Raw genomic sequence first — 23158 nt, 5'->3', positions numbered from 1 at the left:
GGCCTGGCGGCGTGATTCAATACACTTCGTCATTTTGCGAAAAATTCCATCAAGCGCCCGGCTATGCGTTCCAGCGGGCGGATTTCTACCGCGGCATCGATAGCCGCGGCAGCCTTGGGCATCCCGTACACCGCACTGCTGGCCTGGTCCTGGGCAATGGTCAGGAAGCCTTGCTGGCGCATCAGCTTCAGGCCCTGGGCACCATCGCGGCCCATGCCGGTAAGCAACACGCCCACCGCATCGCCGGCCCAATAGCGCGCCACACTCTCGAAGAAGACATCGATCGAGGGTCGGTAAATTTCATTGACAGGTTCGGCAGTGTAGGCCAGTTGGCCGTTCTGTAGCAGGCGAATGTGGTGATTGGTGCCGGCCAGCAACACCTGCCCCGGCTGCGGCGGCTCGCCTTCACGGGCCAGACGCACCGGCAGCCCGGCGGCGCTGCTGAGCCATTCGGCCATTCCTGCGGCAAACACCTGGTCCACATGCTGGACCAGCACGATGGCCGCCGGAAACGCCGCCGGCAGGCCCTGAAGCAAAACTTCCAGCGCCGCCGGGCCACCCGCCGAAGAGCCGATCGCCACCAGGCCACGGCGCTGGGAAGCCTCGCGCAGTGGCGTGGCCAGCGGGCGAGCGGCGGGCGCCCGCTGCTGGCCGATCAGCCAACCGATATTGAGGATCTTGCGCAGCAGTGGCGCCGCCGCTTCACGGGGGTCGCCCGCGCCCAGCGCCGGGGTGTCTACCACGTCGAGGGCGCCGTAGCCCATGGCCTCGAACACTCGGTGCACGTTCTGCTTGCGGTCGACCGTGACGATTACGATGGCGCATGGGGTTTCGGCCATGATCCGCCGGGTGGCCTCGACACCATCCATGACCGGCATGATCAGGTCCATGAGAATCAGGTCTGGCTGCTGCTCGGTGCAGCGCTGCACCGCCTCGGCACCATTGCTGGCCACCCACACCACCTGGTGCGCCGGCTCCAAGGCGACTGCCCGGCGCAGCGCCTCGACGGCCATGGGCATGTCGTTGACGATGGCGATCTTCATCCCTGAGCACCTCCGATCAGCTCAACCACAGCATCCAGCAACGCGTCGTCATGGAAGCTGGCCTTTGCCAAATAGTAGTCGGCGCCGGCATCCAGGCCACGCCGTCGGTCTTCCTCACGGTCCTTGTAGGACACCACCATCACCGGCAGCGACTGCAGGCGCTGGTCGCGGCGCACCAGGGTGACCAGTTCGATGCCGTCCATGCGCGGCATGTCGATGTCGGTGATAAGCAGGTCGAAGTCCTCGCCACGCAAGGCGTTCCAGCCGTCCATGCCATCCACCGCCACGGCCACGTCGTAACCGCGGTTGCCGAGCAGCTTGCGCTGCAGTTCACGCACGGTAAGCGAATCGTCGACCACCAGGATACGCTGGCGCGCCACGCCACGGGCTCCGCTGCTGCCGCGTTCGATGCGCTCCAGGCTGCCGGTGCTGAGCAGTTTCTCCACCGAACGCAGCAGGTCCTCGACATCGATGATCAGCACCACCGAACCATCGTCGAGCAAGGCACCGGAAGAAATGTCCTGCACCTTGCCCAGCCGTGGGTCGAGCGGCATCACCACCAGCACCCGCTCGCCCACCAGGCGCTCCACGGCCACGCCGTACAGTTGCTCGCGCTCGCGAATCACCACCACCCGCAGGCTGTTCTCCTGCGTTTGCCCGGCCGGGCGGTTGAGCAGTTGGCTGGCCGCGACCAGGCCGATGTGCCGGCCTTCGTGCCAGAAGTGCTGGCGGCCTTCGATCTGCACGATCTCTTCGGCGCTCACTTCGAGCGTGCGTTCGATATGAGCGAGCGGGAATGCATAGGCCTCGCCGCCCACCTCGACCACCAGGCTGCGCACCACCGACAGGGTCAATGGCACCTGCAGGTGGAAACGGCAACCCTGCCCGGCCAACTGGGTCAGTTCGATCGAACCGCGCAGCTCACGGATCATGTGCTGCACCGCATCCAGGCCCACGCCGCGACCGGACACTTCGGTGACCTTGTCGCGCAGGCTGAAACCGGGCAGGAACAGAAACGTCAGCAACTCTTCCTCGCTCATCCGCGCCACCGTGTCAGCGGGCGAAAGGGCACGCTCGACAATGCTGCTGCGCAGGCGCTCGAGGTCGATGCCGGCACCGTCGTCGATCAATTCCAGGCTGAGCATACCGGCCTGGTGCGAGGCCCGCAGGCGGATCACCCCCTCCTCCGCCTTGCCCGCCAGCAGCCGCCGTTCGGGCAGCTCGATGCCGTGATCGACCGCGTTACGCAACAGGTGGGTCAGCGGTGCTTCGAGCTTTTCCAGCACGTCACGGTCGACCTGGGTCTTGTCCCCCTCTACCAGCAGCCGCACCGGCTTGCCCAGCGAACGGCCAAGGTCGCGCACCATGCGGCTCTGGCCAGTCAGCACATCGGCAAACGGCCGCATCCGGCAGGCCAGCGCGGTGTCATACAGCAGTTGTGCGCGCTGGCTGGCCTGCCAGCCGAACTCGTCCAGGTCGCCAGCTTGCTGCTGCAGGATCTGCTGGGTTTCCGCCAGCAGGCGCTGGGTCTGTGCCAGGGCTTCGAGCACCTCGCTGCTCTGGCCACTGTCCTCCAGCTGCATGCGAAGGCCGTCAAGCGCCTGCATGCCCTGGCCATGCATGCGCTTGAGACGCTGCAAGGTCGCCAGGTAAGGCTTGAGCCGCTGGGTTTCCACCAGCGACTTGCTGGAAAGGTCGAGCAGGCTGTTGAGGCGGTCGGCGGTCACTCGCAGCACCCGCTCCGTCCCTTCGCCGGTGCGCTTGCCGGCCTTGCGACGTGGGGCCGGCTCGGGCTCAGGCTCCAAGGGTTCGACAGGCAGCGGCACAGGTTCGTCTTGTGCGGTTTGCCCCGGCGCTTCCGGCTGCGCTGGCACGGCTGGCGGCGCGGGGGGCACGGCTGCCGCCCCCGGGTCGAGCAGGTTGGCCATTTGCGCAAGGAACACCGGCAGAGTCGCCTGCGCACCGGCATCGCCAGGCGTGGCGATGCGCATCAACAGGTCGGTGCCCTGCAGCAGGGCGTCGATATGCTCGGCGCTCAGCCGCAGGCGACCCTCCTGGGCGGCCACCAGGCAGTCCTCCATGACATGGGCGACGCTGACGCCAGCGTCCACCCCGACGATCCGCGCCGCGCCCTTCAGGGAGTGGGCCGCACGCATGCAAGCCTCGAGCTGGTCGGCCTGCGTGGGATTACGCTCCAGCGCCATCAGGCCGGCGCTGAGCACCTGGGTCTGCGCCTCGGCCTCCAGGCTGAACAGTTCGAGCAACGATGCGTCGCGCATTTGCTCTGGGGTCATGACAGGCTCCGCTGCACGGCAGACAGTAAGTGTTGATCGTCCAGCACCCGCACGCTGCGGCCACGCCATTGCAGCACCGCTGCGGTGAAGCGGGAGGCATCCTGACCGCTGCCCAGAAGCTTCGGGTCGAGCCGGTGAATGCCATCGATTTCCTCGACCGCCATCACTACCGGGCCACCCTCCGCAGCCAGGATCAGCATGCGTGGCACCGCCCGGCCGCCACGTTGCTCGGCAGCGCGGGCCTGTACACCCAGCAGGTCGGCCAGTGACAGGCACGGCACCAGCGCACCGCGCACGTTTGCCACCCCCTGCAATACCCGCGAGCGCTGGTGCGGTAGCGAATGCACCGCCTGTAGCGGGGCAATTTCGGCCAGGCAGGCGGTGGCCAGCGCCAGCCACTCTTCGCCCAGGCGGAACAGCAGCATGGAGCGGCCGGTGCTTTCCTCGACTGGCGACACCACGGCAGCCTGATGGTCCTGCATCAGCGCGTAGCGGTCGAGCAGGCGTGTGGCCGCTGCGGCATATACCTCGCAGTTGCGGCAGTGAACGTGACGTTCCAGCAGTGGGCACTGCTTGTCGCCGTGTACGCCAATGCGGTTCCAGCAATCGTCGATGTGCGCGTCATCCTCGGCGAGCAACTGCATCGCGGATTCCTTCATCGTTCAGACTCCCGGCCAACCCGCGCGGCGCGCTCCTGAAGGCGCCGAGCGCCGGCCAAGTCACCCTGGGCCGCCAACAACGCCGCCAGGTGTACCAGCGCCTCGGGGTGCTGCGGCTCCAGGTACAGGGCTTTGCGATAGTGGGTCAGTGCCTGCTGGGCATCGCCTTCGGTATCGCTGAGCAGCCCCAGCCAGTAGTAAACCTGTGCCGAAGGCGCGAACTGGTCCAGGTAGCGCTGGCATTCGCCACGGGCCTGGTCGCTGGCACCGGCATTGGCAAGCCGGGCAATGCTGGCCAGCAACTCGCTTGCCGCCTCGCGCTTGTGCTCGCGCGCTGGCGCTGGCGCTGGCTTGGCAGCCACAGGCAGCACCCGCAGTGGGCGCGACGACGCTGGGCTCGGTAACGGATAGCCTGGCTTGGCCAGTGCGGACGGCGTGCGCCGCAAGGGCTGGACCGGGGGGGTAGCCAGCGCGGCGCCGCCCTCCTCTTGGCGCACGTAGGCGAACGATTGGGCAATCCCCAGCGGGCGCATGCCCAATCGCGCCAGCAAGCTGCCTTCGGCCGGACCGATGAACAGCACACCCTGAGGGTGCAACAAGCGCTTGAGCACTTCGAACACCCGTTGTTGGGTCGGCACGTCGAAATAGATCAGCAGGTTGCGGCAGAACACGAAATCGTAAAGGCCATCGCGGCTGGCCAGCGCCGGGTCGAGCACATTGCCCACCTGCAGGCTGACTTGCTCGCGCACCCGTTCATGCAGGAGGTGGCCTTCCTCCAAAGCATCGAAGTAACGCTCGCGAAAGCCCAGGTCGCTGCCACGGAAGGCATTGCGGCCGTACACGCCCTGCCCGGCCTTGGCCACGGAACTGGGGCTGATGTCCATGCCGTCGATCATGAACGCCCCCGGCGCGATACCGGCATCGAGCAAGGCCATGGCCAGCGAATAGGGCTCCTCGCCGGTCGAGCAAGGCAGGCTGAGCAAACGCAGCGGGCGCACCCCGGCCAGCTCGGTCAGGCGCTTGTGCGCCAGGCTGGCCAAGGCCGTGAAGGACTCTGGGTAACGGAAGAACCAGGTTTCCGGGACGATGACCGCTTCGATCAGTGCCTGTTGCTCATCCATCGACTGTTGCAGGTGCAGCCAGTAATCATCCAGGTCCGCAGCGTTCACGGCCACGCAGCGCTGGCGCAGCGCACGCTCGACCATGGGCGCGCCCACCGACTCCACGTCCAGGCCGATGCGTTCGCGCAAGAAGCGGAAGAAATGCTGTTCGTTCATGTCGGCACCCCTGTCGGATCATCCGCGTACAGCAACTCGTGCACGGCATCGGGCAGCAGGTCGTTGACTTCAATGCGCTGCAGCAAGCCCTGCTCATCCTGACGCACCGGGCCCAGGTACGGGGCCTCGGCGCTGTCCACGCCATAGGGCTGAAACTCGTTGGGGTGACAACGCAGGGTTTCGGTGGCCTGTTCCAGGATCAGGCCAAGCTGCAGGCCGCCTCGGTAGTGCACCAGCACCAGGCGGGTACTGGTGCGCTGCGCTGCCGGCTGGCCGAAGCTCAACGCCGCCAGGTCGACCACCGGTACCAGCAAGCCCCGGTGTGCAAGTATGCCTGCGACCCAGGCAGGCGCCTTGGCAATCGGCTTGAGCGGCTGGCGCGGCAACACCTCGATCACCTCGTGCACGCTCAGGGCAAAGCGTTGCTCCCGGATGCTAAACTGCAGGTACAACGCCCCCTTGGCGTTGACCGCCCGCGCGGCACGCGGTTGCAAGTCGTTCATCGCAGTCAGACTTTGAAGCGCGAAACGCCGCCACGCAGGCCAGCGGCCACCTGGCTCAGCTCATCGATGGCGAAACTGGCCTGGCGCAGTGATTCGACCGTCTGGGTGCTGGCATCGCTGAGCTGGGCCAGCGCCTGGTTGATCTGCTCGGCACCGGTGGCCTGGGCCTGCATGCCTTCGTTGACCATCAGCACGCGCGGCGCCAACGCCTGCACCTGGTGGATGATCTGGCTGAGCTGCTCGCCCACCTGCTGCACCTCGAACATGCCGCGGCGCACTTCTTCGGAGAACTTGTCCATGCCCATGACCCCGGCCGACACCGCCGACTGGATCTCGCGCACCATCTGCTCGATATCATAGGTTGCCACGGCGGTCTGGTCGGCCAGGCGGCGCACTTCGGTGGCCACCACGGCAAAGCCGCGGCCATACTCGCCGGCCTTTTCCGCTTCGATGGCAGCGTTGAGCGACAGCAGGTTGGTCTGGTCGGCAACCTTGACGATGGTCACCACCATCTGGGTGATGTTGCTGGCCTTTTCGTTGAGGATGCCAAGCTTGGCGTTGACCAGGTCGGCGGCGCCCATCACCTGGTGCATGGTTTCTTCCATGCGTGCCAGGCCCTGCTGTCCGGAACCGGCCAGGCTGGAGGCCTGATCGGCGGCCGAGGTGACTTCGGTCATGGTGCGCACAAGGTCACGCGAGGTGGCGGCGATTTCCCGTGAGGTGGCGCCGATTTCGGTGGTGGTGGCAGCCGTTTCGGTAGCGGTGGCTTGCTGCTGCTTGGAGGTTGCAGCGATTTCGGTCACCGAGGTGGTCACCTGCACCGACGAACGCTGGGCCTGGGCCACCAGGTTGGCCAGGGCCTCGGCCATTTCGTTGAAGCCGCTTTCGATGGCGCCGAACTCGTCCTTGCGGTCCAGGCTCAGGCGCATGCTCAGGTCACCTGAGCGCAGTTTGTCGAGGGCATGGACAATACGCTGCATGGGCGCGGTGATGGCGCGCATCAGCAACAGGCCGCAGATACCGGCGGCGATGATCGCCAGCAGCAGCGAAACCATCATGCTGCCCTTGGCCGTGCTCACGGCGCCGACAATCTCGTTGGTGTCGGCGTCGGCGGAGGCGCGGTTGTGCTCGATCACTTCGTTCAGGTGCTTGCGGCCTTCGATCCAGGCCGGGGTCAGCACATCGGTGATCAACCGCTGGGCTTCGGCGTAGTTGCGCTGTCGATAGGCTTCCAGCACCTGGTCGACAATCTTGAGGTAGGCATCTTTCATCTGGATGAAGGTGTCGAAGCGCGCCTGGTCGTCATCATCCTGAATGGTGCCCTGGTAGCTGTCCATGTGCTGTTTCAGGCGGTCCTGGAAGCTCTTGAACAGCTCCGTGTCGGCCGAGGTGAATTCGCGGTGGTTGGACAGCCCCACCAGCTGCTGGCTGGTGACGTAACTGTCGACCCAGGCACTGCGGATCATCGAACTGTAGTAGAGGCCGGGAATGCTGTCGGTCCCCACTGCCTGCTCGGCGGATGCGATGGTCACCAACCGCGAGTAGGCGGCCACGATCATCAGCAGCATGATGGCGATGATCACGGCAAAGCTTGCCAGGATCCGTTGGCGCAAGGTCCAGTTCTTCACATTCAGCCCTCAGGAAATCACAACGAGCGGGAAAAATCGACGAAGTATAGCCCAGGCGCCCAGCGCTCATGCGGCTGAAATGTGGGGTAACCAGGTAACCTTGCCGACAGACCGGTCATTTGTGCCCAACGCCATTGGGGCCGCTGTGCGGCCCATCGCCGGCACGCCAGGCTCCCACCTCGACCGCATGAGCTCGGGGCATGTGCGATCCCTGTGGGAGCCGGCTTGCCGGCGATGGGCTGCAACGCAGCCCCCATCACTGGCCGGCGGCAAGCCTTGCCTGGCTTTCCAGTTCCTGGCGCAGGGCCGGGTCCAGGCGCAGCTGGCGGGCCAGTTCGTCCAGGTAGGCGCGTTCCATGAAGTTTTCCTGGTCGACCATCATCACGCTGGCCAGGTACATCTCGGCAGCCATTTCCGGGGTTTGCGCGGCACGGGCCACTTCGGCCGGGTCCAGCGGCTTGTTCAGCTCGGCATGCAGCCAGTGCTGCAACTCGCGGTCGTTGTCCAGGCGGGTGAACTCGCCCTCGATCAGCGCACGCTCGCGTTCGTCGATATGGCCATCGGACTTGGCCGCCGCAACCAGCGCCCGAAGTACCGCCTGGCTGTGCAGCTCGGCCTGGGCAGGCGGCAGTCGGTCTACGGTCTGTGGCTCGGCGGCGGCCACCTGCTGGCTCGCCTGCCAGTTGCCGTAGGCCTTGTAGGCCAGCACACCGAGCGCGGCCAGGCCGCCGTAGGTGAGGGCCTTTCCGCCATATTTGCGGGCTTTCTTGTTGCCTAGCAGCAAACCCATGGCGCCCGCCGCCAGGGCGCCGCCACCGGCACCTGAAAGCAGGCTGCCAAGGCCGCCGGCACTGGTACCTGGCTTGCCAGAGCTGCCCTTGCCAGCCTGGCTGGCAAGCAAGTCCTGGCCTGACTTGAGCAACTGGTCGAGCAATCCCCGGGTATTCATCAAACGGTCTCCACATTGGCCAAGGGAGCCGTCAGGTTAAGCCCTGCCCGCCCGATCGCCACGGGGGGATTTGCTTCCGGATGTTGCATTGGCTGGCAAAAAGCCAACTAGACTCGATATCGCCAACACCGCGCATCACCGCACCACGTTCATGACTATCGCTTCACTGCTTGCTTGATGACTGCCCCGACCAAAATCTCCAATAAGAGGGAACACCATGTCAGTGCACAAGACCGCATTGCTCGGCGCAACCGCCTGCGCCGTGCTGGCCAGCGCCAGCCTGCAGGCTGCCGAACCGCCCAAGGCCCTGGGCCCCGGCGAGGGCCGCCTGGACATCGTCGCCTGGCCCGGCTACATCGAACGCGGTGAAAGCGACAAGGCCTACGACTGGGTGACCGGCTTCGAGAAGGAAACCGGCTGCAAGGTCAGCGTCAAGACCGCCGCCACCTCGGACGAGATGGTCAGCCTGATGACCAAGGGCGGCTACGACCTGGTCACCGCCTCGGGCGATGCCTCGCTGCGGCTCATCGCGGGCAAGCGGGTGCAGCCAATCAATACCGCCTTGATCCCCAACTGGAAGAACATCGACCCACGGCTGCAGGACGGTGGCTGGTACGTGGTCGACAAGCAGGTCTACGGCACCCCGTACCAATGGGGGCCGAACGTGCTGCTGTACAACACCGACGTGTTCAAGCAGGCGCCCACCAGCTGGGGCGTGCTGTTCGAGCCGCAGAACCTGCCCGACGGCAAGCCGAACAAGGGCCGCGTGCAGGCCTATGATGGGCCGATCTATATCGCCGATGCGGCGTTGTACCTGAAGACGGCCAAGCCGGAGCTGGGCATCCAGGACCCATACGAGCTGAGCGAAGCGCAGTACAAGGCCGTGCTGGAGCTGCTGCGCCAGCAGCAACCGCTGATCCACCGCTACTGGCATGACGCCACGGTGCAGATGAGCGACGTGAAGAACGAAGGCGTGGTCGCCTCCAGTTCCTGGGGCTACATGGTCAACGGCCTGAAGGCCGAGAAGCAGCCCGTGGCCTCGACCATTCCCAAGGAAGGCGCGACCGGCTGGGCCGACACCACCATGCTGCACAGCGAAGCCAAGCACCCCAACTGTGCCTACAAATGGATGGACTGGTCGCTACAGCCGAAGGTACAGGGAGACGTGGCAGCCTGGTTCGGTTCGTTGCCGGCGGTGCCGGCGGCCTGCACCGGCAGCGAGCTGCTGGGGGCCGAGGGCTGCAAGACCAACGGTTTCGACAACTTCGACAAGATCGCCTTCTGGAAAACCCCGCAAGCCCAGGGCGGCAAGTTCGTGCCGTATAGCCGCTGGACCCAGGATTACATTGCGATCATGGGTGGGCGCTGAGGTTGCCTGAATGCCTGTGCCGGCCTCTTCGCGGGTGAACCCGCTCCCACAGGTAAAGCGCCACCCTTACAGGCGGTGATGAACCTGTAGGAGCGAGTTCACCCGCGAAGAGGCCAGCGCAGGGTTAAGTCAGTTGTCCGGAGCCTATGCATGCCCCTAGCCGTCCAGTTCACCCAGGTTTCCCGCACCTTCGGCGAGGTCAAGGCCGTCGACCAGGTCAGCATCGACATTATCGATGGCGAATTCTTCTCCATGCTCGGCCCCTCTGGCTCGGGCAAGACCACCTGCCTGCGCCTGATCGCAGGCTTCGAGCAACCCACCAGCGGTTCGATCCGCATCCACGGTGTCGAGGCTGCGGGCGTACCGCCCTACCAGCGCGACGTCAACACCGTATTCCAGGACTACGCCCTGTTCCCGCACATGAACGTACTGGACAACATTGCCTACGGCCTGAAGGTAAAAGGCGTGGCCAAGGCCGAACGCCACAGCCGCGCCGAAGAAGCCCTGGCGATGGTGGCCCTGGCCGGCTACGGCGCGCGCAAGCCAGCGCAGTTGTCCGGTGGCCAGCGCCAACGCGTGGCCCTGGCCCGCGCTCTGGTCAACCGGCCACGGGTACTGCTGCTGGACGAGCCGCTTGGCGCGCTGGACCTGAAGTTGCGCGAACAGATGCAGGGCGAGTTGAAAAAGCTGCAGCGCCAGCTGGGCATCACTTTCATCTTCGTCACCCACGACCAGACCGAGGCGCTGTCGATGTCCGATCGCGTCGCAGTGTTCAACCGTGGCCGTATCGAGCAGGTCGACACCCCGCGCAACCTTTACATGCAACCGGCCACCACCTTTGTTGCCGAATTCGTCGGCACCTCCAATGTGGTGCGTGGCGAATTGGCCACGGCGCTCAATGGCAGCCCCGCGCCCTTCTCCATCCGCCCCGAACACATCCGCCTCGGCGACCCGGCCACAGCCGGCCAGCACGTCCAGGTCAGCGGCCAGCTGCGCGATATCCAGTACCAGGGCAGTGCCACCCGCTACGAGCTGCAACTGGACAGCGGCCAGCTGCTGGCGGTGAGCCAGGCCAACGACCGCTGGCAGGCGCAGGCACAGGCGTGGCAACCCGGGCAACGGGTCCGGGCGCACTGGCCCCGCGAAGCCATGACGGTGCTGCAGGAAACCGAGGGCCGCTGACATGAGCACACTGCGCGGCCTGTCCAACCTGCTGTACCGGCGCCCCAACCTGTACCTGGCCTTGCTGCTGATCCCACCGCTGACCTGGTTCGGCGCGATCTACCTGGGCTCGCTGCTGAACCTGCTGTGGCAAGGCTTCTATACCTTCGACGACTTCACCATGGCGGTGACGCCGGACCTGACCCTGGGCAATTTCGCCGCGCTGTTCAATCCGTCGAACTTCGACATCATCCTGCGCACCTTGGGCATGGCGCTGGCGGTGTCGCTGGCCAGTGCGGTGCTGGCGTTCCCCATCGCCTACTACATGGCGCGCTACACCAGCGGCAAGACCAAGGCGTTTTTCTATATAGCGGTGATGATGCCGATGTGGGCCAGCTACATCGTCAAGACTTACGCCTGGACCCTGCTGCTGGCCAAGGGCGGCGTGGCCCAGTGGTTCGTCCAGCAGCTGCATCTGGATGCCCTGCTGCAAACGGTGCTGGCGGTGCCGGGCGTGGGCGGCAGCACGCTGTCGACTTCGCACCTGGGGCGCTTCATGGTGTTCGTGTATATCTGGCTGCCGTTCATGATCCTGCCGATCCAGGCCTCGCTGGAACGCTTGCCGCCGTCACTGCTACAAGCCTCGGCAGACCTCGGCGCCCGGCCTGGGCAAACCTTCGTGCAGGTGATACTGCCGCTGTCGATTCCGGGCATTGCCGCCGGCTCGATTTTCACCTTCTCGCTGACCTTGGGCGACTTCATCGTACCGCAGCTGATCGGCCCGCCCGGCTACTTCATCGGCAGTATGGTCTATGCCCAGCAAGGGGCGATCGGCAACATGCCGATGGCCGCTGCGTTCACCCTGGTGCCGATCGTGCTGATTGCGGTGTACCTGTCCATCGTCAAGCGACTGGGGGCCTTCGATGCACTCTGAAAAAGCCTCGGCCGGGCTGCGCCTGGCCGCCTGGGGCGGGTTGCTGTTCCTGCACTTCCCGATCCTGATCATCTTCCTGTACGCGTTCAACACCGAAGACGCGGCATTCAGCTTCCCGCCCAAGGGCTTTACCCTTAAGTGGTTCGCCGTGGCCTTCGCCCGGCCCGATGTGCTGGAAGCGATCAAGCTGTCACTGCAGGTGGCCTGCCTGGCCACGCTGATCGCCCTGGTGCTCGGCACGCTGGCCTCGGCGGCGCTGTACCGGCGCAGCTTTTTCGGCAAGGAGAGCATTTCGCTGATGCTGATACTGCCCATCGCCCTGCCCGGCATCATCACCGGCATCGCCCTGCTCTCGGCGTTCAAGACCTTGGGGATCGAGCCCGGGGTGTTCACCATCGTGGTCGGCCACGCCACGTTCTGCGTGGTGATCGTCTACAACAACGTGATCGCTCGCCTGCGGCGTACTTCGCAGAGCCTGATCGAAGCCTCGATGGACCTCGGCGCCGACGGCTGGCAGACCTTCCGCTACATCATCCTGCCCAACCTAGGCTCGGCACTGCTGGCCGGTGGCATGCTGGCCTTTGCCCTGTCGTTCGACGAAATCATCGTCACCACCTTCACTGCCGGCCACGAACGCACCCTGCCGATCTGGCTGCTCAACCAGCTCAGCCGCCCGCGCGACGTGCCGGTGACCAACGTGGTCGCCATGCTGGTGATGCTGGTGACCATGCTGCCAATCCTTGGCGCCTATTACCTGACCCGTGGCGGCGAAAGCGTCGCGGGCAGCGGCAAATGACCCTGGAGGATTCCCCGATGCAAACGCAGATGCTGATCAATGGCCAGCTGGTCGCTGGCCAAGGCCCGGCCTGGACCGTGCTCAACCCGGCGCTGGGCAGTGCCCTGGCGCAGATCAACGAAGCCAGCGAGGCCCAGGTGGACAGCGCCGTGCGCGCCGCCGACCAGGCTTTCGACAGCTGGTCGCAAACCAGCCCCAAGGAACGCTCGCAGGCCTTGCTGGCGCTGGCCGACGCTATCGAAGCCCATGGCGATGAACTGGCCCGGCTGGAATCGCAGAACTGCGGCAAGCCGCTGAGCGCCGCGCTGAATGACGAGATCCCGGCAATTGCCGACGTGTTCCGCTACTTCGCCGGTGCGGCGCGCTGCCTGGGCGGCTCGGCAGCCGGCGAGTACCTGCCGGGCCATACGTCGATGATCCGCCGCGACCCGCTGGGCGTGGTGGCCTCGATCGCGCCGTGGAACTACCCGTTGATGATGCTGGCGTGGAAGATCGCCCCGGCCCTGGCTGCCGGCAACACGGTGGTGATCAAGCCCTCCGAACTGACCCCGCTGACCGCCCTGCGCCTCGGCGAACTGGCCCAGGACCTGCTGCCACCGGGGGTGCTGAACATCCTCTTCGGCCGCGGTCAGACAGTCGGCAACCCGCTGGTCAACCACCCCAAGGTGCGCATGGTGTCGCTGACCGGCTCGATCCCCACCGGCGCGCACATCATCAGCGCCACCGCCGACAGCGTGAAACGCATGCACATGGAACTGGGTGGCAAGGCCCCGGTGCTGGTGTTCGACGATGCCGACATCGATGCCGCCATCGACGGCATCCGTACCTTCGGCTTCTACAACGCCGGCCAGGACTGCACCGCGGCCTGTCGGTTGTATGTGCAGGATGGCATCTACGAGCGTTTCGTCGAACGCCTGGGGGCCGCAGTGGCCAGCCTCAAGCCGGGCCCGCAGGAAGCCGAGGACACCGAACTGGGGCCACTGATCAGTTCCCAGCACCGCGACAAGGTCGCGGGCCTGGTGCAACGCGCGGTTGCCCAGCCGCACATTCGCCTGGTGACGGGTGGCAAGGCGATTGATGGCGACGGTTTCTTCTTCGAGCCGACGGTGCTGGCCGATGCGCTGCAGGATGACGAAATCGTGCGCAACGAAGTGTTCGGCCCGGTGGTGTCGGTGACCCGCTTCAGCGACGAAGCGCAGGCGCTGGAATGGGCCAACGATTCCAACTACGGCCTGGCCTCATCGGTATGGACCCGCGACACCGGCCGCGCTCACCGCCTGGCGGCGCGCCTGCAGTATGGCTGCACGTGGGTGAACACCCACTTCATGCTGGTCAGCGAAATGCCCCATGGCGGGCAGAAGCATTCGGGGTATGGCAAGGACATGTCGATGTATGGGCTGGAGGACTATACCTGTGTGCGGCATGTGATGATCAAACATTGACCGAACCGTTAACCGAGGGGCTTTGCCCCTCGGTTAACATCTCAGACATTTCCTTCAAGCTTGATCTACTCCCTCCTACTGCTCATCCATTGAGCCATGCTTGCTGGTATCATAATCTGATACCAAGAATAATCATCAGCAAGCCACACTTGAAGCAGTACTGAAAAGGCCGGTTCCCAGGACGCTGGAGTGGGCGCGAGTGGAATCACTGTTGGTATCCCTGGGTGCCCGAGTGATTGAAGGACGAGGGTCACGGGTTCGCTTTGAACTCAATGGAGCAGTGGCAACCTTCCACCGCCCTCATCCGGACAGGCACGCAAAGCCCTACCAACTACGAGACGCCCGCCAGTTCCTTGAGCAGGCAGGAGTAATACCATGAATGTCATGACTTACCGCGGCTATGCCGCTCGTATCGAATACAGCGACGAAGACCAGTTGCTGATCGGCCACGTTGCGGGTATCCGCGATGTGATCGGTTTTCACGGCGAATCCATCAGTGAGTTGCGCCAGGCATTCGAAGAAGCCGTGGACGATTATCTTGAGACTTGCGAACGCCTGGGCCGCGAGCCGCAGAAGACCTACTCTGGCAAACTTAGCCTGCGACTCGAACCTACCCTTCATGCCAGCGTGGCCGCCAAGGCCGAGTTGGCAGAGAAGAGTATCAACCAGTGGGTAAGCGATATCCTCAGCAAAGCTGCCTATAGCTGAGTTGAGAAGCCAACGCGGTCGTTGTAGGGGCGGGGTCATCGAGGCGTCGAACCGCCGCGAACACCGGCGAAGCCGGTGCCAAACACCGAGCCGCCTTCTTCGCGGGCTTGCCCGCTCCCACAGGTACATCACAGCCCTTGAGGTTAGTGATGTACCTGTGGGAGCGGGTTCACCCGCGAAGAGGCCAGTACAGGTAGACCCTAGTCGCGCAAATCCGACTCGTGAATCGGGTTGGCCCGGCTGGTGGCGCGCTGGTATTGCGCTGGCCAGGTGGCCTTGTTGCCGCCCAGGTCGTCGTCGGCGTGTAGCGGCCAGTACGGGTCGCGCAGCAGTTCGCGGGCGAGGAAGATGATGTCGGCCTGGCCAGTGCGCAGAATGTGCTCGGCCTGGGCCGGTTCGGTGATCATGCCCACGGTGCCGGTGGCAATTTCCGATTCCTTGCGCACACGCTCGGCGAAGCGCGTCTGGTAGCCGGGGCCGGTGGGGATTTCGGCGTTGACCGAGGTGCCGCCGGAGGAAACGTCGATCAGGTCGACGCCCAAGCCACGCAGGCGGCGGGCCAGTTCGACGGTTTCATCCGGGTTCCAGCCGTCCTCGACCCAGTCGGTCGCCGATACCCGCACGAACAGCGGTAACTCGGCAGGCCAGACCTTGCGCACGGCCTCGACCACCTGCAGGGTCAGGCGGATACGGTTTTCGAAGCAACTGCCATATTCGTCGCGCCGCTGGTTGCTCAGCGGCGACAGGAACTGGTGCAACAGGTAGCCGTGGGCGGCGTGGATCTCGACCACTTTGAAACCGGCCTTCAGGGCACGCTCGGTCGAGGCGACAAAGGCGTCGATCACAGCCTGAATCTCGTTGTGGTTCAACTCGTGCGGCGTCGTGTGTTGCGGGTCGAAGGCGATTTTCGACGGGCCCACCGGTTGCCAGCCGCCCTCCTCGAGCTTGACGCTGCCTTGCTTGCCCAGCCATGGGCGATAGGTGCTGGCCTTGCGCCCCGCGTGAGCCAGCTGGATGCCGGGCACGCTCCCCTGGGCGGTGATGAAACGGGTGATGCGTTGCAGCGGGGCGATCTGAGCGTCGTTCCACAGGCCGAGGTCTTCAGCGGTGATGCGGCCATCGGCGGTCACCGCCACGGCTTCAGTGATTACCAGGCCAGCACCACCCACGGCGCGGCTGCCTAAATGGACGAGGTGCCAATCGTTGGCCAGGCCATCGAAGGCGGAATACTGGCACATCGGCGAAACGGCGATGCGGTTGGGCAGGGTCAGCTGACGCAGGGTGTAAGGCTCGAGCAGCAGGCTCATGAGGGCACCTCCCAAGGACTCCAATGGTGATCCGGCCCGGACACTCAATTGCACATCCCTGGCCCAGGTCCGGTCATAACTTCAGACTAGACCAGAATGGTTGGGGGGGAGGTTCCATGGGATTTCGGGTGGGATGCGAGGGGGGTTGGATCGAGAGTGGTGGCGCCTACGAGATCGAGCGCCGCGCGGGCGGCGCTCGATCTCCTAGGCAACATCACTCTCAAGGCAGGCACCTGGCAGCCCTGACCGCCGCTACAGGCAGGCACTCTGACAGGCATTTCAGATAATCCCTACGATCCCGATCTGGTGAAGCCTAAGCTGAGGAAATACCCTACAAGCCCTGTCGACTCGCGTCTGATTGTTACTGGAATCCTGACTCTCTAGCCTTTGCTGGTCGCTGGCATTCAGCGGCCGGGGGTGGAATCCCGATCAATTATCGAGTAGCTGTCGTCATGGCAGTTGTGCGCGGAAGGCCGCAAAGCCTACCGGGTTTACTCGTAGCCTGGATTCCACACCGCGTACAACTGCCACCCTTCGTGTGGAATCGGAGAGGCGGTCAATCAGCAACCATACGAGTGATTGATATGAAAAAGACAGTCCCTGATCGCCCCTCATTTCTTCTCCTTCGACAAAGCGCTCAGAATGATCAGGAGAGGAATCAATGAAGACAGACGACACCCAATTCACCGTCGGCAAGACCACTTTCTTTCAGGGTGAAAACCAGACCCACCCATTATTTCGCATCGAAGCGGGCATTCCGTGCCGAGACGCCCGTGATCAGGCTTCGGAATTGATGGGCTATGTGCGGGAGTTGACCATCGTCGGGCTGATGGATGAGAAGCCCATGATGATCTGGGCTGCGCACTATCTCAGTGCGATGGCCAAGGCACTGATGGATGATGCCGAGTTAGGTATGGCTCGTTGACGTTACTGTTATTTTCTAGAGGCCAGTAATTACTCCAAACATAAATGGGTTGCCACACCCATGTATACCTTGTCGCCCCGGTGCGCCGGGGCAATAGGAAATTTCCCACAGCCAATTTCCTCAAAAGCCACATCCGGGTCGGAAAATCTTCTCAATCGGTAAGCCCCACATCCTATCGCCCCCCACAACACCAAGTCACTAATGTCTCACTGCGTCAGCCAGCACTACTTGGGCAAGAGCCTTCAAGGCATGTACAAAACTTGAGACATAGAAAATGACGAGACAATTTACATCTAGAGATGTAAGCATTCTAGACGATGCTATTACATCTGATGAACAAGCCAAACTCAACAACGCATTCTCACATACCCTATGGAGATACGACTGGCCAGTAAACTCCACGCCCTTCGCTCGCCCCTGCTGGCATTTTTTCATTGCAGGAAGCAAGCGTGAATCACTGGAATGTTGTGAGCAAGAACTGGTTGCAAACGAGCGCTGGGGATTCCTCATCAACATCTGGAAACGTCTATGTGCTGTGCATATGAAAAACTCCAGACTGATCGGCGTGTATGCAAACGGCCAAACCTTCGGGCAGGACAGCCCGATTCACCGAGATAACCTGCCAGGCGAGCCGGGGTATACCGCAGTGCTCTTCTGTAACGACTACTGGGCTACGACGTGGGGAGGTGAGCTTTTATTCTGCAATGACGCCAAGACGGACGTTATCGCCGCGGCGTTACCCAAGCCAAGGCGTATCGCAATCTTCGACGGTGAAATGCCGCACCGAGCTAAATCACCAACCATAGACTGCGACCGTCTGCGCACCACCATTGCTTTCAAGACAATAAACAAGGATTTTAAAATATGACTAAACGGGTCGAGATATTCGTCGCCATGGTGGATAGGGTGGGGAGGCCTGGGTTCCAAGCAGGCGCAGCCGCCGCAGTTCACGATCAGTTCAACACTGACAAGCAGGGTTTCACACTTGTAGTACAGGGTGCCCAGACAACCAGCGCAATTGCTTCTGTACTGTCAGTTACGCAAATGACTGCAGGCGCAGTTCCGTTTATAAATATCGTTACCAACACTTTGGCGGGCACGGTAACCTTTCTGAAAATTGTTGCCGAATACCAGCCTAACGACGAACCTAATATAGGAGACTACGTCAGCCTTGTAGGTAATGTAGCAGGCGTCGTTGCGGGTTTCGCAATACTAATAGCTGCACCTTGGGCCGCACTCACTTTCACCGCCATATCACTGGGAGCTAGCCTAATTGGAACTTACAATTCGGAACTGGCAGAAAAAATCCAAAAAACAATCACTCCTATAATCGACGCACTCATTAAACACGACATAACGAAAGAGACCGCGAATCCGATACTGGCGCCGAATCTGACAATAACAGACGCACAATCTATACATGAGCATTTTGGGGGACTAATACAAGTTATCACGTGGAACCCGGACACCTTGGAGATCAAACTGGACACCAGAACCTTAGAATCATTCACTATCGATCAGCCAATAATACAGCCGGGAGGCGTCAACCCACCTATTGCACCTCCTAACCCTCCTGCAAATGGAGGGGGAGCTTCGATAACAATAGGAATCGAAAGCATTAATGGGCAAGTACCGACAGGGCCAACCCCCTCGATCACCACTATAATAGGTGGAGGTCAAGACAAATATGCCTGTTGCTCCGTTCCGCAGCAAGACAAATACCGTTAAACAAATCGAGCCGAGAGATTCTTTCCGATGCTGACTTGGTCGTCGTGGCTCCAAATGATGTGTGCTTTGGATCCGGCTCAACGGGTAACATCCCTGTTATTCGTAGGCACTTTTTTTGCCTGTCTTGCACTCGCACACCTTACAGTGTGGAAAGAAGCACCAGAGCCTGTAACCGCTCCTTGGGTAAGCGTTAGAGCAGCGCTTGCATCTGCACCTGAAACCTGGGATTACGACAAGTCGCTTTACACTTTTCGTATTGCATACAAAGAGCCAAGCGGACAAGTTACCAGACGTCGGATATATGCTCAAAAAACGCGTTATGATGCTGCCAACATCAATAAGAAAACACCACTCTTCGTCGAGATCGAGGATGCTTTGTCCGGACCAATCGTCAGGCGGCTATCGACCGATAACGAAGTCCTGTATGAGCCATCCCTCAAGGAGTATGTGATCGAAATATACAATCGCGCACTTTTGGAGGGAACTGTGTTTTTCTCACTGCTTAGCCTGGCCTCGTTTGGCGCAGCAGGTGTGATGCACTGGCAAAACCGGCAGCGAAAAAAGCTATCTGAGCTCAGCTGATAGCTTTTAACCGCAAAGAATGCGACGCGGTGGATGGCACCGGCTTCGCCGGTGATCGCCGGCAAGCCAGCTCCCACAGGTACAGCACAAGTCTCAAGCCCGCCGAAGGCCCTGTGGGAGCGGGCGTGCCCGCGAAGAAGGCGACTCAGTGGATGGCACCGGCTTTGCCGGTGTTCGCGGGCATGCCCGCTCCCACAGGGATCGCGCTTGGCTCACCGGCGATGGGCTGCAAAGCAGCCCCGGAATTGCAGTCAGCGCGGCTCCATGTGGGCAATCATCAACTGCACACTTTCATTACCACGGAACTCGTTCACATCCAGCTTGTACGCCAACTCGACCCAACGCACCGTCGGGTTCGGCCACACTTCGCGGTCAATGCCAAAGGCAATGCCATCCAGCCGCACCGAACCGCACTCGCTCTTGAGCACCACCTTCAGGTGCCGCTCGCCTACCACGCGCTGCTCCACCAGCTGGAACACGCCATGGAACAGCGGCTCAGGGAAGTGCTGCCCCCAGGGCCCGGCATGGCGCAGGGCCTTGGCCAGGTCGAGGTGGAACTCCTCCACCGCCAGGCTGCCGTCGGACAACAGCCGACCGGTCAGGTCCTCTTCGCGCAGCTGGCGTCGTACTTCTTCATCGAACGCCTCGGCAAATGCAGGGAAATTGGCCTCAGGCAACGACAATCCCGCCGCCATCGCGTGGCCGCCGAACTTGCTGATCAGTTGCGGGTGGCGCGCCGCCACGGCATCCAGCGCATCGCGAATATGGAACCCCGGCACCGAACGCGCCGACCCTTTGAGCATGCCCTCGCCAGCGTCGGCGAAAGCGATGGTCGGCCGGTGGTAACGCTCCTTCAGGCGCGAAGCCAGAATACCGATAACCCCCTGGTGCCAGTCGGCATCGAACAGGCACAGGCCATATGGCATCGACTCGACAGGCAGGTCCTTGAGCTGGGCCAGGGCCTCGCGCTGCATGCCCTGTTCGATGGACTTGCGGTCCTGGTTCAGGTCATCCAGCTGCTGGGCCATGTCCTGGGCCAGGGCCGCGTCTTCGCACAGCAGGCATTCGATGCCCAGGCTCATGTCGTCCAGGCGCCCGGCAGCGTTCAGCCGCGGGCCCAGGATGAAGCCGAGGTCGGTCGAGGTGATGCGCCGGTGATCGCGACGGGCCACTTCAAGAATGGCCTTGAGCCCCGGCCGGGCGCGGCCGGCGCGAATGCGCTCGAGACCCTGGTGCACCAGGATGCGGTTGTTGGCATCCAATGGCACCACGTCTGCGACGCTGCCCAGGGCAACCAGGTCGAGCAATTCGCCGATGTTCGGCTGCGGCTGCGTTTCGTAGCGCCCCAGGCTGCGCAGGCGCGCACGCAGGGCCATCAGCACATAGAAGATCACCCCTACCCCGGCCAGTGCCTTGCTCGGGAAACTGCAACCCGGCTGATTGGGGTTGATGATGGCGTCGGCGTCGGGCAACTCCGCGCCCGGCAGGTGGTGGTCGGTGACCAGCACCTTGAGCCCGGCGGCCTTGGCGGCAGCCACACCGTCGACGCTGGAAATGCCGTTGTCCACGGTGATCAGCAGTTGCGGCTGGCGTTGCAGCGCCACCTCGACGATTTCCGGGGTCAGCCCGTAACCGTATTCGAAGCGGTTGGGCACAAGGTAGTCGACGTGGGCCGCGCCCAGCAGGCGCAGGCCCAGCACGCCGACAGTACTGGCAGTGGCGCCGTCGGCATCGAAGTCGCCGACGATGAGGATGCGCTGGCGCTGGTCGATAGCCTCGACCAGCAGGTCCACGCCGGCCTCGATGCCCTTGAGCTGCTGGTACGGCAGCAGGCGCGCGAGGCTTTTGTCCAGCTCGGCCTCGCTCTGCACGCCGCGCGCGGCGTACAGGCGGGTCAGCAAGGGTGGCAGATTACCCAGGAATGGAAGGGTCGGCGGCAGCGGGCGAGGTTCGATACGCATGGGGTGCTTCAGCCGCGCTCACCAAGCAGCCACTCCAGCTGCACTTCGTGCTGGCCACGGTCGTCGGTGACGAACAAGGTGCCTTCACTGATCATCACGTCCCACTTGATGGTACGGGGCATGTCGGTGGCAAGGGTTTCCAGCACCTCCTGCGGCACGGCGGCGATGCTCAGGTTCTTCAGGCCCTTGACCGCGTCTACCACTTTGTTCTGCCATACGCGCAGGCTGCCGTAGGCCAGCAGGCTGGTGCGCTCGGTGCGACGTGAGCACCAGGTCAGTCGGTCGGCGTCCGGCTGGCCCACTTCGATCCAGTGCAGGATGCGATCGTCCAGGCTCTTTTCCCACAGCGCCGCCTCGTCCACATCAGACAAACCACGGCCGAACGACAGGTTTTCGTTGTACCACAGGGCGTAGGCCAGCAGGCGCACGGCCATGCGTTCTTCGGTTTCCGAAGGGTGGCGTGCGATGGTCTGACGGACGTTTTCGTACACGCCGCGGTCGAGGTCGGTCAGGTTCAGTTCGAATTTGTAGGTGGTAGACGGCTGGGCCATGGTCGACGGGCTTCTTGCGCAGAGAAAAAGTGACACAGTCTAACCGATACTGCCCTTCGTTGCCCCGCAGCAGTATCTGCCGCTTCGGACCTATGATAAAACCACGCATCTGCCCAGCTGCCACGGATGCCCCATGACTACGCCCAGCAAACCCCTCGCCGGTCTCAAAGTTGTCGAACTCGGCACTCTCATCGCTGGCCCGTTCGCCTCGCGCATCTGCGCCGAATTCGGCGCCGAGGTAGTCAAGGTCGAATCGCCCGATGGCGGCGACCCGTTGCGCAAATGGCGCAAGCTGTACGAGGGCACCTCGCTGTGGTGGTTCGTGCAGGCTCGCAACAAGCAATCGCTCACCCTCAACCTCAAGCACCCCGAGGGCCGCGAGATTCTCAAGCGCCTGCTGGCCGAGGCCGACATCCTGATCGAGAACTTCCGCCCGGGCGTGCTGGAAAAACTCGGCCTGGGCTGGGACGTGCTGCACGCACTCAACCCGCGCCTGGTAATGGTGCGCCTGTCGGGCTTCGGTCAGACCGGGCCGATGAAAGACCAGCCAGGCTTCGGCGCCGTGGGCGAGTCGATGGGCGGCCTGCGCTACATCACCGGCTTCGACGACCGCCCACCAGTGCGCACGGGCATTTCCATCGGTGACTCGATTGCTGCCCTGTGGGGGGTGATCGGCGCACTGATGGCGCTGCGGCACCGGGAAGTCAACGGCGGCCAGGGCCAGGTGGTGGATGTGGCCCTGTACGAAGCGATCTTCGCCATGATGGAAAGCATGGTCCCGGAGTTCGATGTGTTCGGTTTTATCCGCGAACGTACCGGCAACATCATGCCGGGCATCACGCCCTCCTCCATCCACACCAGCGCAGACGGCAAGCATGTGCAGATCGGCGCCAACGGCGATGCAATCTTCAAGCGCTTCATGCAAGCCATCGGCCGCAACGACCTGGCCGACGACCCGACCTTGGCCACCAACGATGGCCGCGACCTGCGCCGTGACGAGCTGTACGGGGTAATCGACCGCTGGGCCAACAGCCTGCCGCTGGAGCAGCTGATGCAAGCACTGAACAACGCCGAAGTACCGGCCAGCCGCATCTATTCAGCCGAGGACATGTTCAAAGACCCGCAGTACCTGGCACGCGAAATGTTCCTGCAGGCCAAACTGCCGGACGGCAAGCCGTTCCGCATGCCGGGCATCGTGCCCAAGCTGTCGGACACCCCCGGCTCCACCGAGTGGGTTGGCCCGGCGCTGGGTGAACACACCGAGGCACTGCTCGGCAGCCTGGGCTACGACACCGCGGCCATCGCCAGCCTGCGCGCAGCAGGCACGGTCTGACCCCGGCA

The 23158-nt window shown here is 63.0% G+C and carries 22 protein-coding genes; 12 read left to right on the top strand and 10 right to left on the bottom strand.

What is annotated here, in order from left to right; all coding sequences use genetic code 11:
• Positions 1–29: 29 nt before the first annotated feature.
• The 7 genes from wspF to CAF92_RS22110 all read right to left on the bottom strand — a co-directional run bounded on the left by wspF (position 30) and on the right by CAF92_RS22110 (position 8353).
• Positions 30–1043 (bottom strand): Wsp signal transduction system protein-glutamate methylesterase WspF, encoded by a 1014-nt coding sequence (wspF, locus tag CAF92_RS22140; protein WP_085601945.1) that lies wholly within the window; start codon positions 1041–1043, stop codon positions 30–32.
• Positions 1040–3337, bottom strand: coding sequence for a hybrid sensor histidine kinase/response regulator (locus tag CAF92_RS22135; RefSeq protein WP_085601944.1), 2298 nt, complete (start codon positions 3335–3337; stop codon positions 1040–1042). The genes wspF and CAF92_RS22135 overlap by 4 nt, the downstream gene beginning before the upstream one ends.
• Positions 3334–3996, bottom strand: a complete 663-nt coding sequence (locus CAF92_RS22130) for a chemotaxis protein CheW (protein ID WP_085601943.1) — start codon at positions 3994–3996, stop codon at positions 3334–3336. Before CAF92_RS22130 ends, CAF92_RS22135 begins: the two co-directional genes overlap by 4 nt.
• A complete protein-coding gene (locus CAF92_RS22125; RefSeq protein ID WP_085601942.1) occupies positions 3993–5273 on the bottom strand; it encodes a protein-glutamate O-methyltransferase CheR in 1281 nt (426 codons plus the stop codon). Before CAF92_RS22125 ends, CAF92_RS22130 begins: the two co-directional genes overlap by 4 nt.
• A complete protein-coding gene (locus CAF92_RS22120; RefSeq protein ID WP_085601941.1) occupies positions 5270–5776 on the bottom strand; it encodes a chemotaxis protein CheW in 507 nt (168 codons plus the stop codon). The genes CAF92_RS22125 and CAF92_RS22120 overlap by 4 nt, the downstream gene beginning before the upstream one ends.
• A gap of 5 nt (positions 5777–5781) precedes the next feature.
• The gene (locus CAF92_RS22115) at positions 5782–7404 is read right to left on the bottom strand and encodes a methyl-accepting chemotaxis protein (protein ID WP_046616100.1); all 1623 of its coding nucleotides are present in this window, start codon (positions 7402–7404) and stop codon (positions 5782–5784) included.
• Between the two features lie 256 nt (positions 7405–7660).
• Positions 7661–8353 (bottom strand): tellurite resistance TerB family protein, encoded by a 693-nt coding sequence (locus CAF92_RS22110; protein WP_085601940.1) that lies wholly within the window; start codon positions 8351–8353, stop codon positions 7661–7663.
• Positions 8354–8570: 217 nt separating this feature from the next.
• On the opposite strand from CAF92_RS22110, the gene ydcS reads away from it, so the two are divergent.
• The 7 genes from ydcS (at position 8571) to CAF92_RS22075 (ending at position 14763) form a co-directional block, all read left to right on the top strand.
• Positions 8571–9722, top strand: a complete 1152-nt coding sequence (gene ydcS / locus CAF92_RS22105; RefSeq protein WP_046616098.1) for a putative ABC transporter substrate-binding protein YdcS — start codon at positions 8571–8573, stop codon at positions 9720–9722.
• A 150-nt stretch (positions 9723–9872) separates the two neighbouring features.
• Complete coding sequence (locus tag CAF92_RS22100) at positions 9873–10904, top strand: ABC transporter ATP-binding protein (protein ID WP_085601939.1); 1032 nt, start codon at positions 9873–9875, stop codon at positions 10902–10904.
• A 1-nt stretch (position 10905) separates the two neighbouring features.
• Entirely contained in the window at positions 10906–11817 is a 912-nt protein-coding gene (locus CAF92_RS22095) for an ABC transporter permease (protein ID WP_046616096.1), read from the top strand.
• On the top strand, positions 11807–12613 hold the full coding sequence (locus CAF92_RS22090; protein ID WP_046616095.1) for an ABC transporter permease: 807 nt from the start codon (positions 11807–11809) through the stop codon (positions 12611–12613). Before CAF92_RS22095 ends, CAF92_RS22090 begins: the two co-directional genes overlap by 11 nt.
• 17 nt (positions 12614–12630) lie before the next feature.
• Positions 12631–14055, top strand: a complete 1425-nt coding sequence (locus tag CAF92_RS22085) for a gamma-aminobutyraldehyde dehydrogenase (protein ID WP_085601938.1) — start codon at positions 12631–12633, stop codon at positions 14053–14055.
• A gap of 160 nt (positions 14056–14215) precedes the next feature.
• Complete coding sequence (locus CAF92_RS22080; RefSeq protein WP_085601937.1) at positions 14216–14434, top strand: type II toxin-antitoxin system HicA family toxin; 219 nt, start codon at positions 14216–14218, stop codon at positions 14432–14434.
• Positions 14431–14763, top strand: coding sequence for a type II toxin-antitoxin system HicB family antitoxin (locus CAF92_RS22075; protein WP_003252175.1), 333 nt, complete (start codon positions 14431–14433; stop codon positions 14761–14763). The genes CAF92_RS22080 and CAF92_RS22075 overlap by 4 nt, the downstream gene beginning before the upstream one ends.
• A 200-nt stretch (positions 14764–14963) precedes the next feature.
• Here the strand turns inward: CAF92_RS22075 and CAF92_RS22070 are convergent, their stop codons facing one another.
• Entirely contained in the window at positions 14964–16070 is a 1107-nt protein-coding gene (locus CAF92_RS22070) for an NADH:flavin oxidoreductase/NADH oxidase (protein ID WP_085601936.1), read from the bottom strand.
• A 661-nt stretch (positions 16071–16731) separates the two neighbouring features.
• Here CAF92_RS22070 and CAF92_RS22065 point away from each other — a divergent pair.
• The 4 genes from CAF92_RS22065 to CAF92_RS22050 all read left to right on the top strand — a co-directional run bounded on the left by CAF92_RS22065 (position 16732) and on the right by CAF92_RS22050 (position 19305).
• Positions 16732–16995, top strand: coding sequence for a DUF3077 domain-containing protein (locus CAF92_RS22065; protein WP_075043948.1), 264 nt, complete (start codon positions 16732–16734; stop codon positions 16993–16995).
• Between the two features lie 274 nt (positions 16996–17269).
• Positions 17270–17863, top strand: a complete 594-nt coding sequence (locus CAF92_RS22060; RefSeq protein WP_085601935.1) for a 2OG-Fe(II) oxygenase — start codon at positions 17270–17272, stop codon at positions 17861–17863.
• Positions 17860–18723, top strand: a complete 864-nt coding sequence (locus CAF92_RS22055; protein ID WP_085601934.1) for a hypothetical protein — start codon at positions 17860–17862, stop codon at positions 18721–18723. Before CAF92_RS22060 ends, CAF92_RS22055 begins: the two co-directional genes overlap by 4 nt.
• 27 nt (positions 18724–18750) lie before the next feature.
• Positions 18751–19305: a hypothetical protein gene (locus CAF92_RS22050; protein ID WP_085601933.1), complete on the top strand. Its 555-nt coding sequence runs from the start codon at positions 18751–18753 to the stop codon at positions 19303–19305.
• A gap of 251 nt (positions 19306–19556) precedes the next feature.
• Here CAF92_RS22050 and recJ read toward each other — a convergent pair whose 3' ends face one another.
• Both recJ and CAF92_RS22040 read right to left on the bottom strand, forming a co-directional pair.
• Complete coding sequence (gene recJ, locus CAF92_RS22045) at positions 19557–21266, bottom strand: single-stranded-DNA-specific exonuclease RecJ (protein WP_085601932.1); 1710 nt, start codon at positions 21264–21266, stop codon at positions 19557–19559.
• A gap of 8 nt (positions 21267–21274) precedes the next feature.
• On the bottom strand, positions 21275–21817 hold the full coding sequence (locus tag CAF92_RS22040; protein WP_013971198.1) for a YaeQ family protein: 543 nt from the start codon (positions 21815–21817) through the stop codon (positions 21275–21277).
• Positions 21818–21950: 133 nt separating this feature from the next.
• Between CAF92_RS22040 and CAF92_RS22035 the strand changes: the two genes are divergently transcribed.
• On the top strand, positions 21951–23150 hold the full coding sequence (locus CAF92_RS22035) for a CaiB/BaiF CoA-transferase family protein (RefSeq protein ID WP_085601931.1): 1200 nt from the start codon (positions 21951–21953) through the stop codon (positions 23148–23150).
• Positions 23151–23158 lie beyond the last annotated feature (8 nt).

Source organism: Pseudomonas sp. B10(2017), from assembly GCF_002113295.1.
Taxonomy (GTDB): domain Bacteria; phylum Pseudomonadota; class Gammaproteobacteria; order Pseudomonadales; family Pseudomonadaceae; genus Aquipseudomonas; species Aquipseudomonas pudica.
Note: the sequence above shows the minus strand (reverse complement) of the source record. Positions and strands in the feature narration are given on the sequence as shown.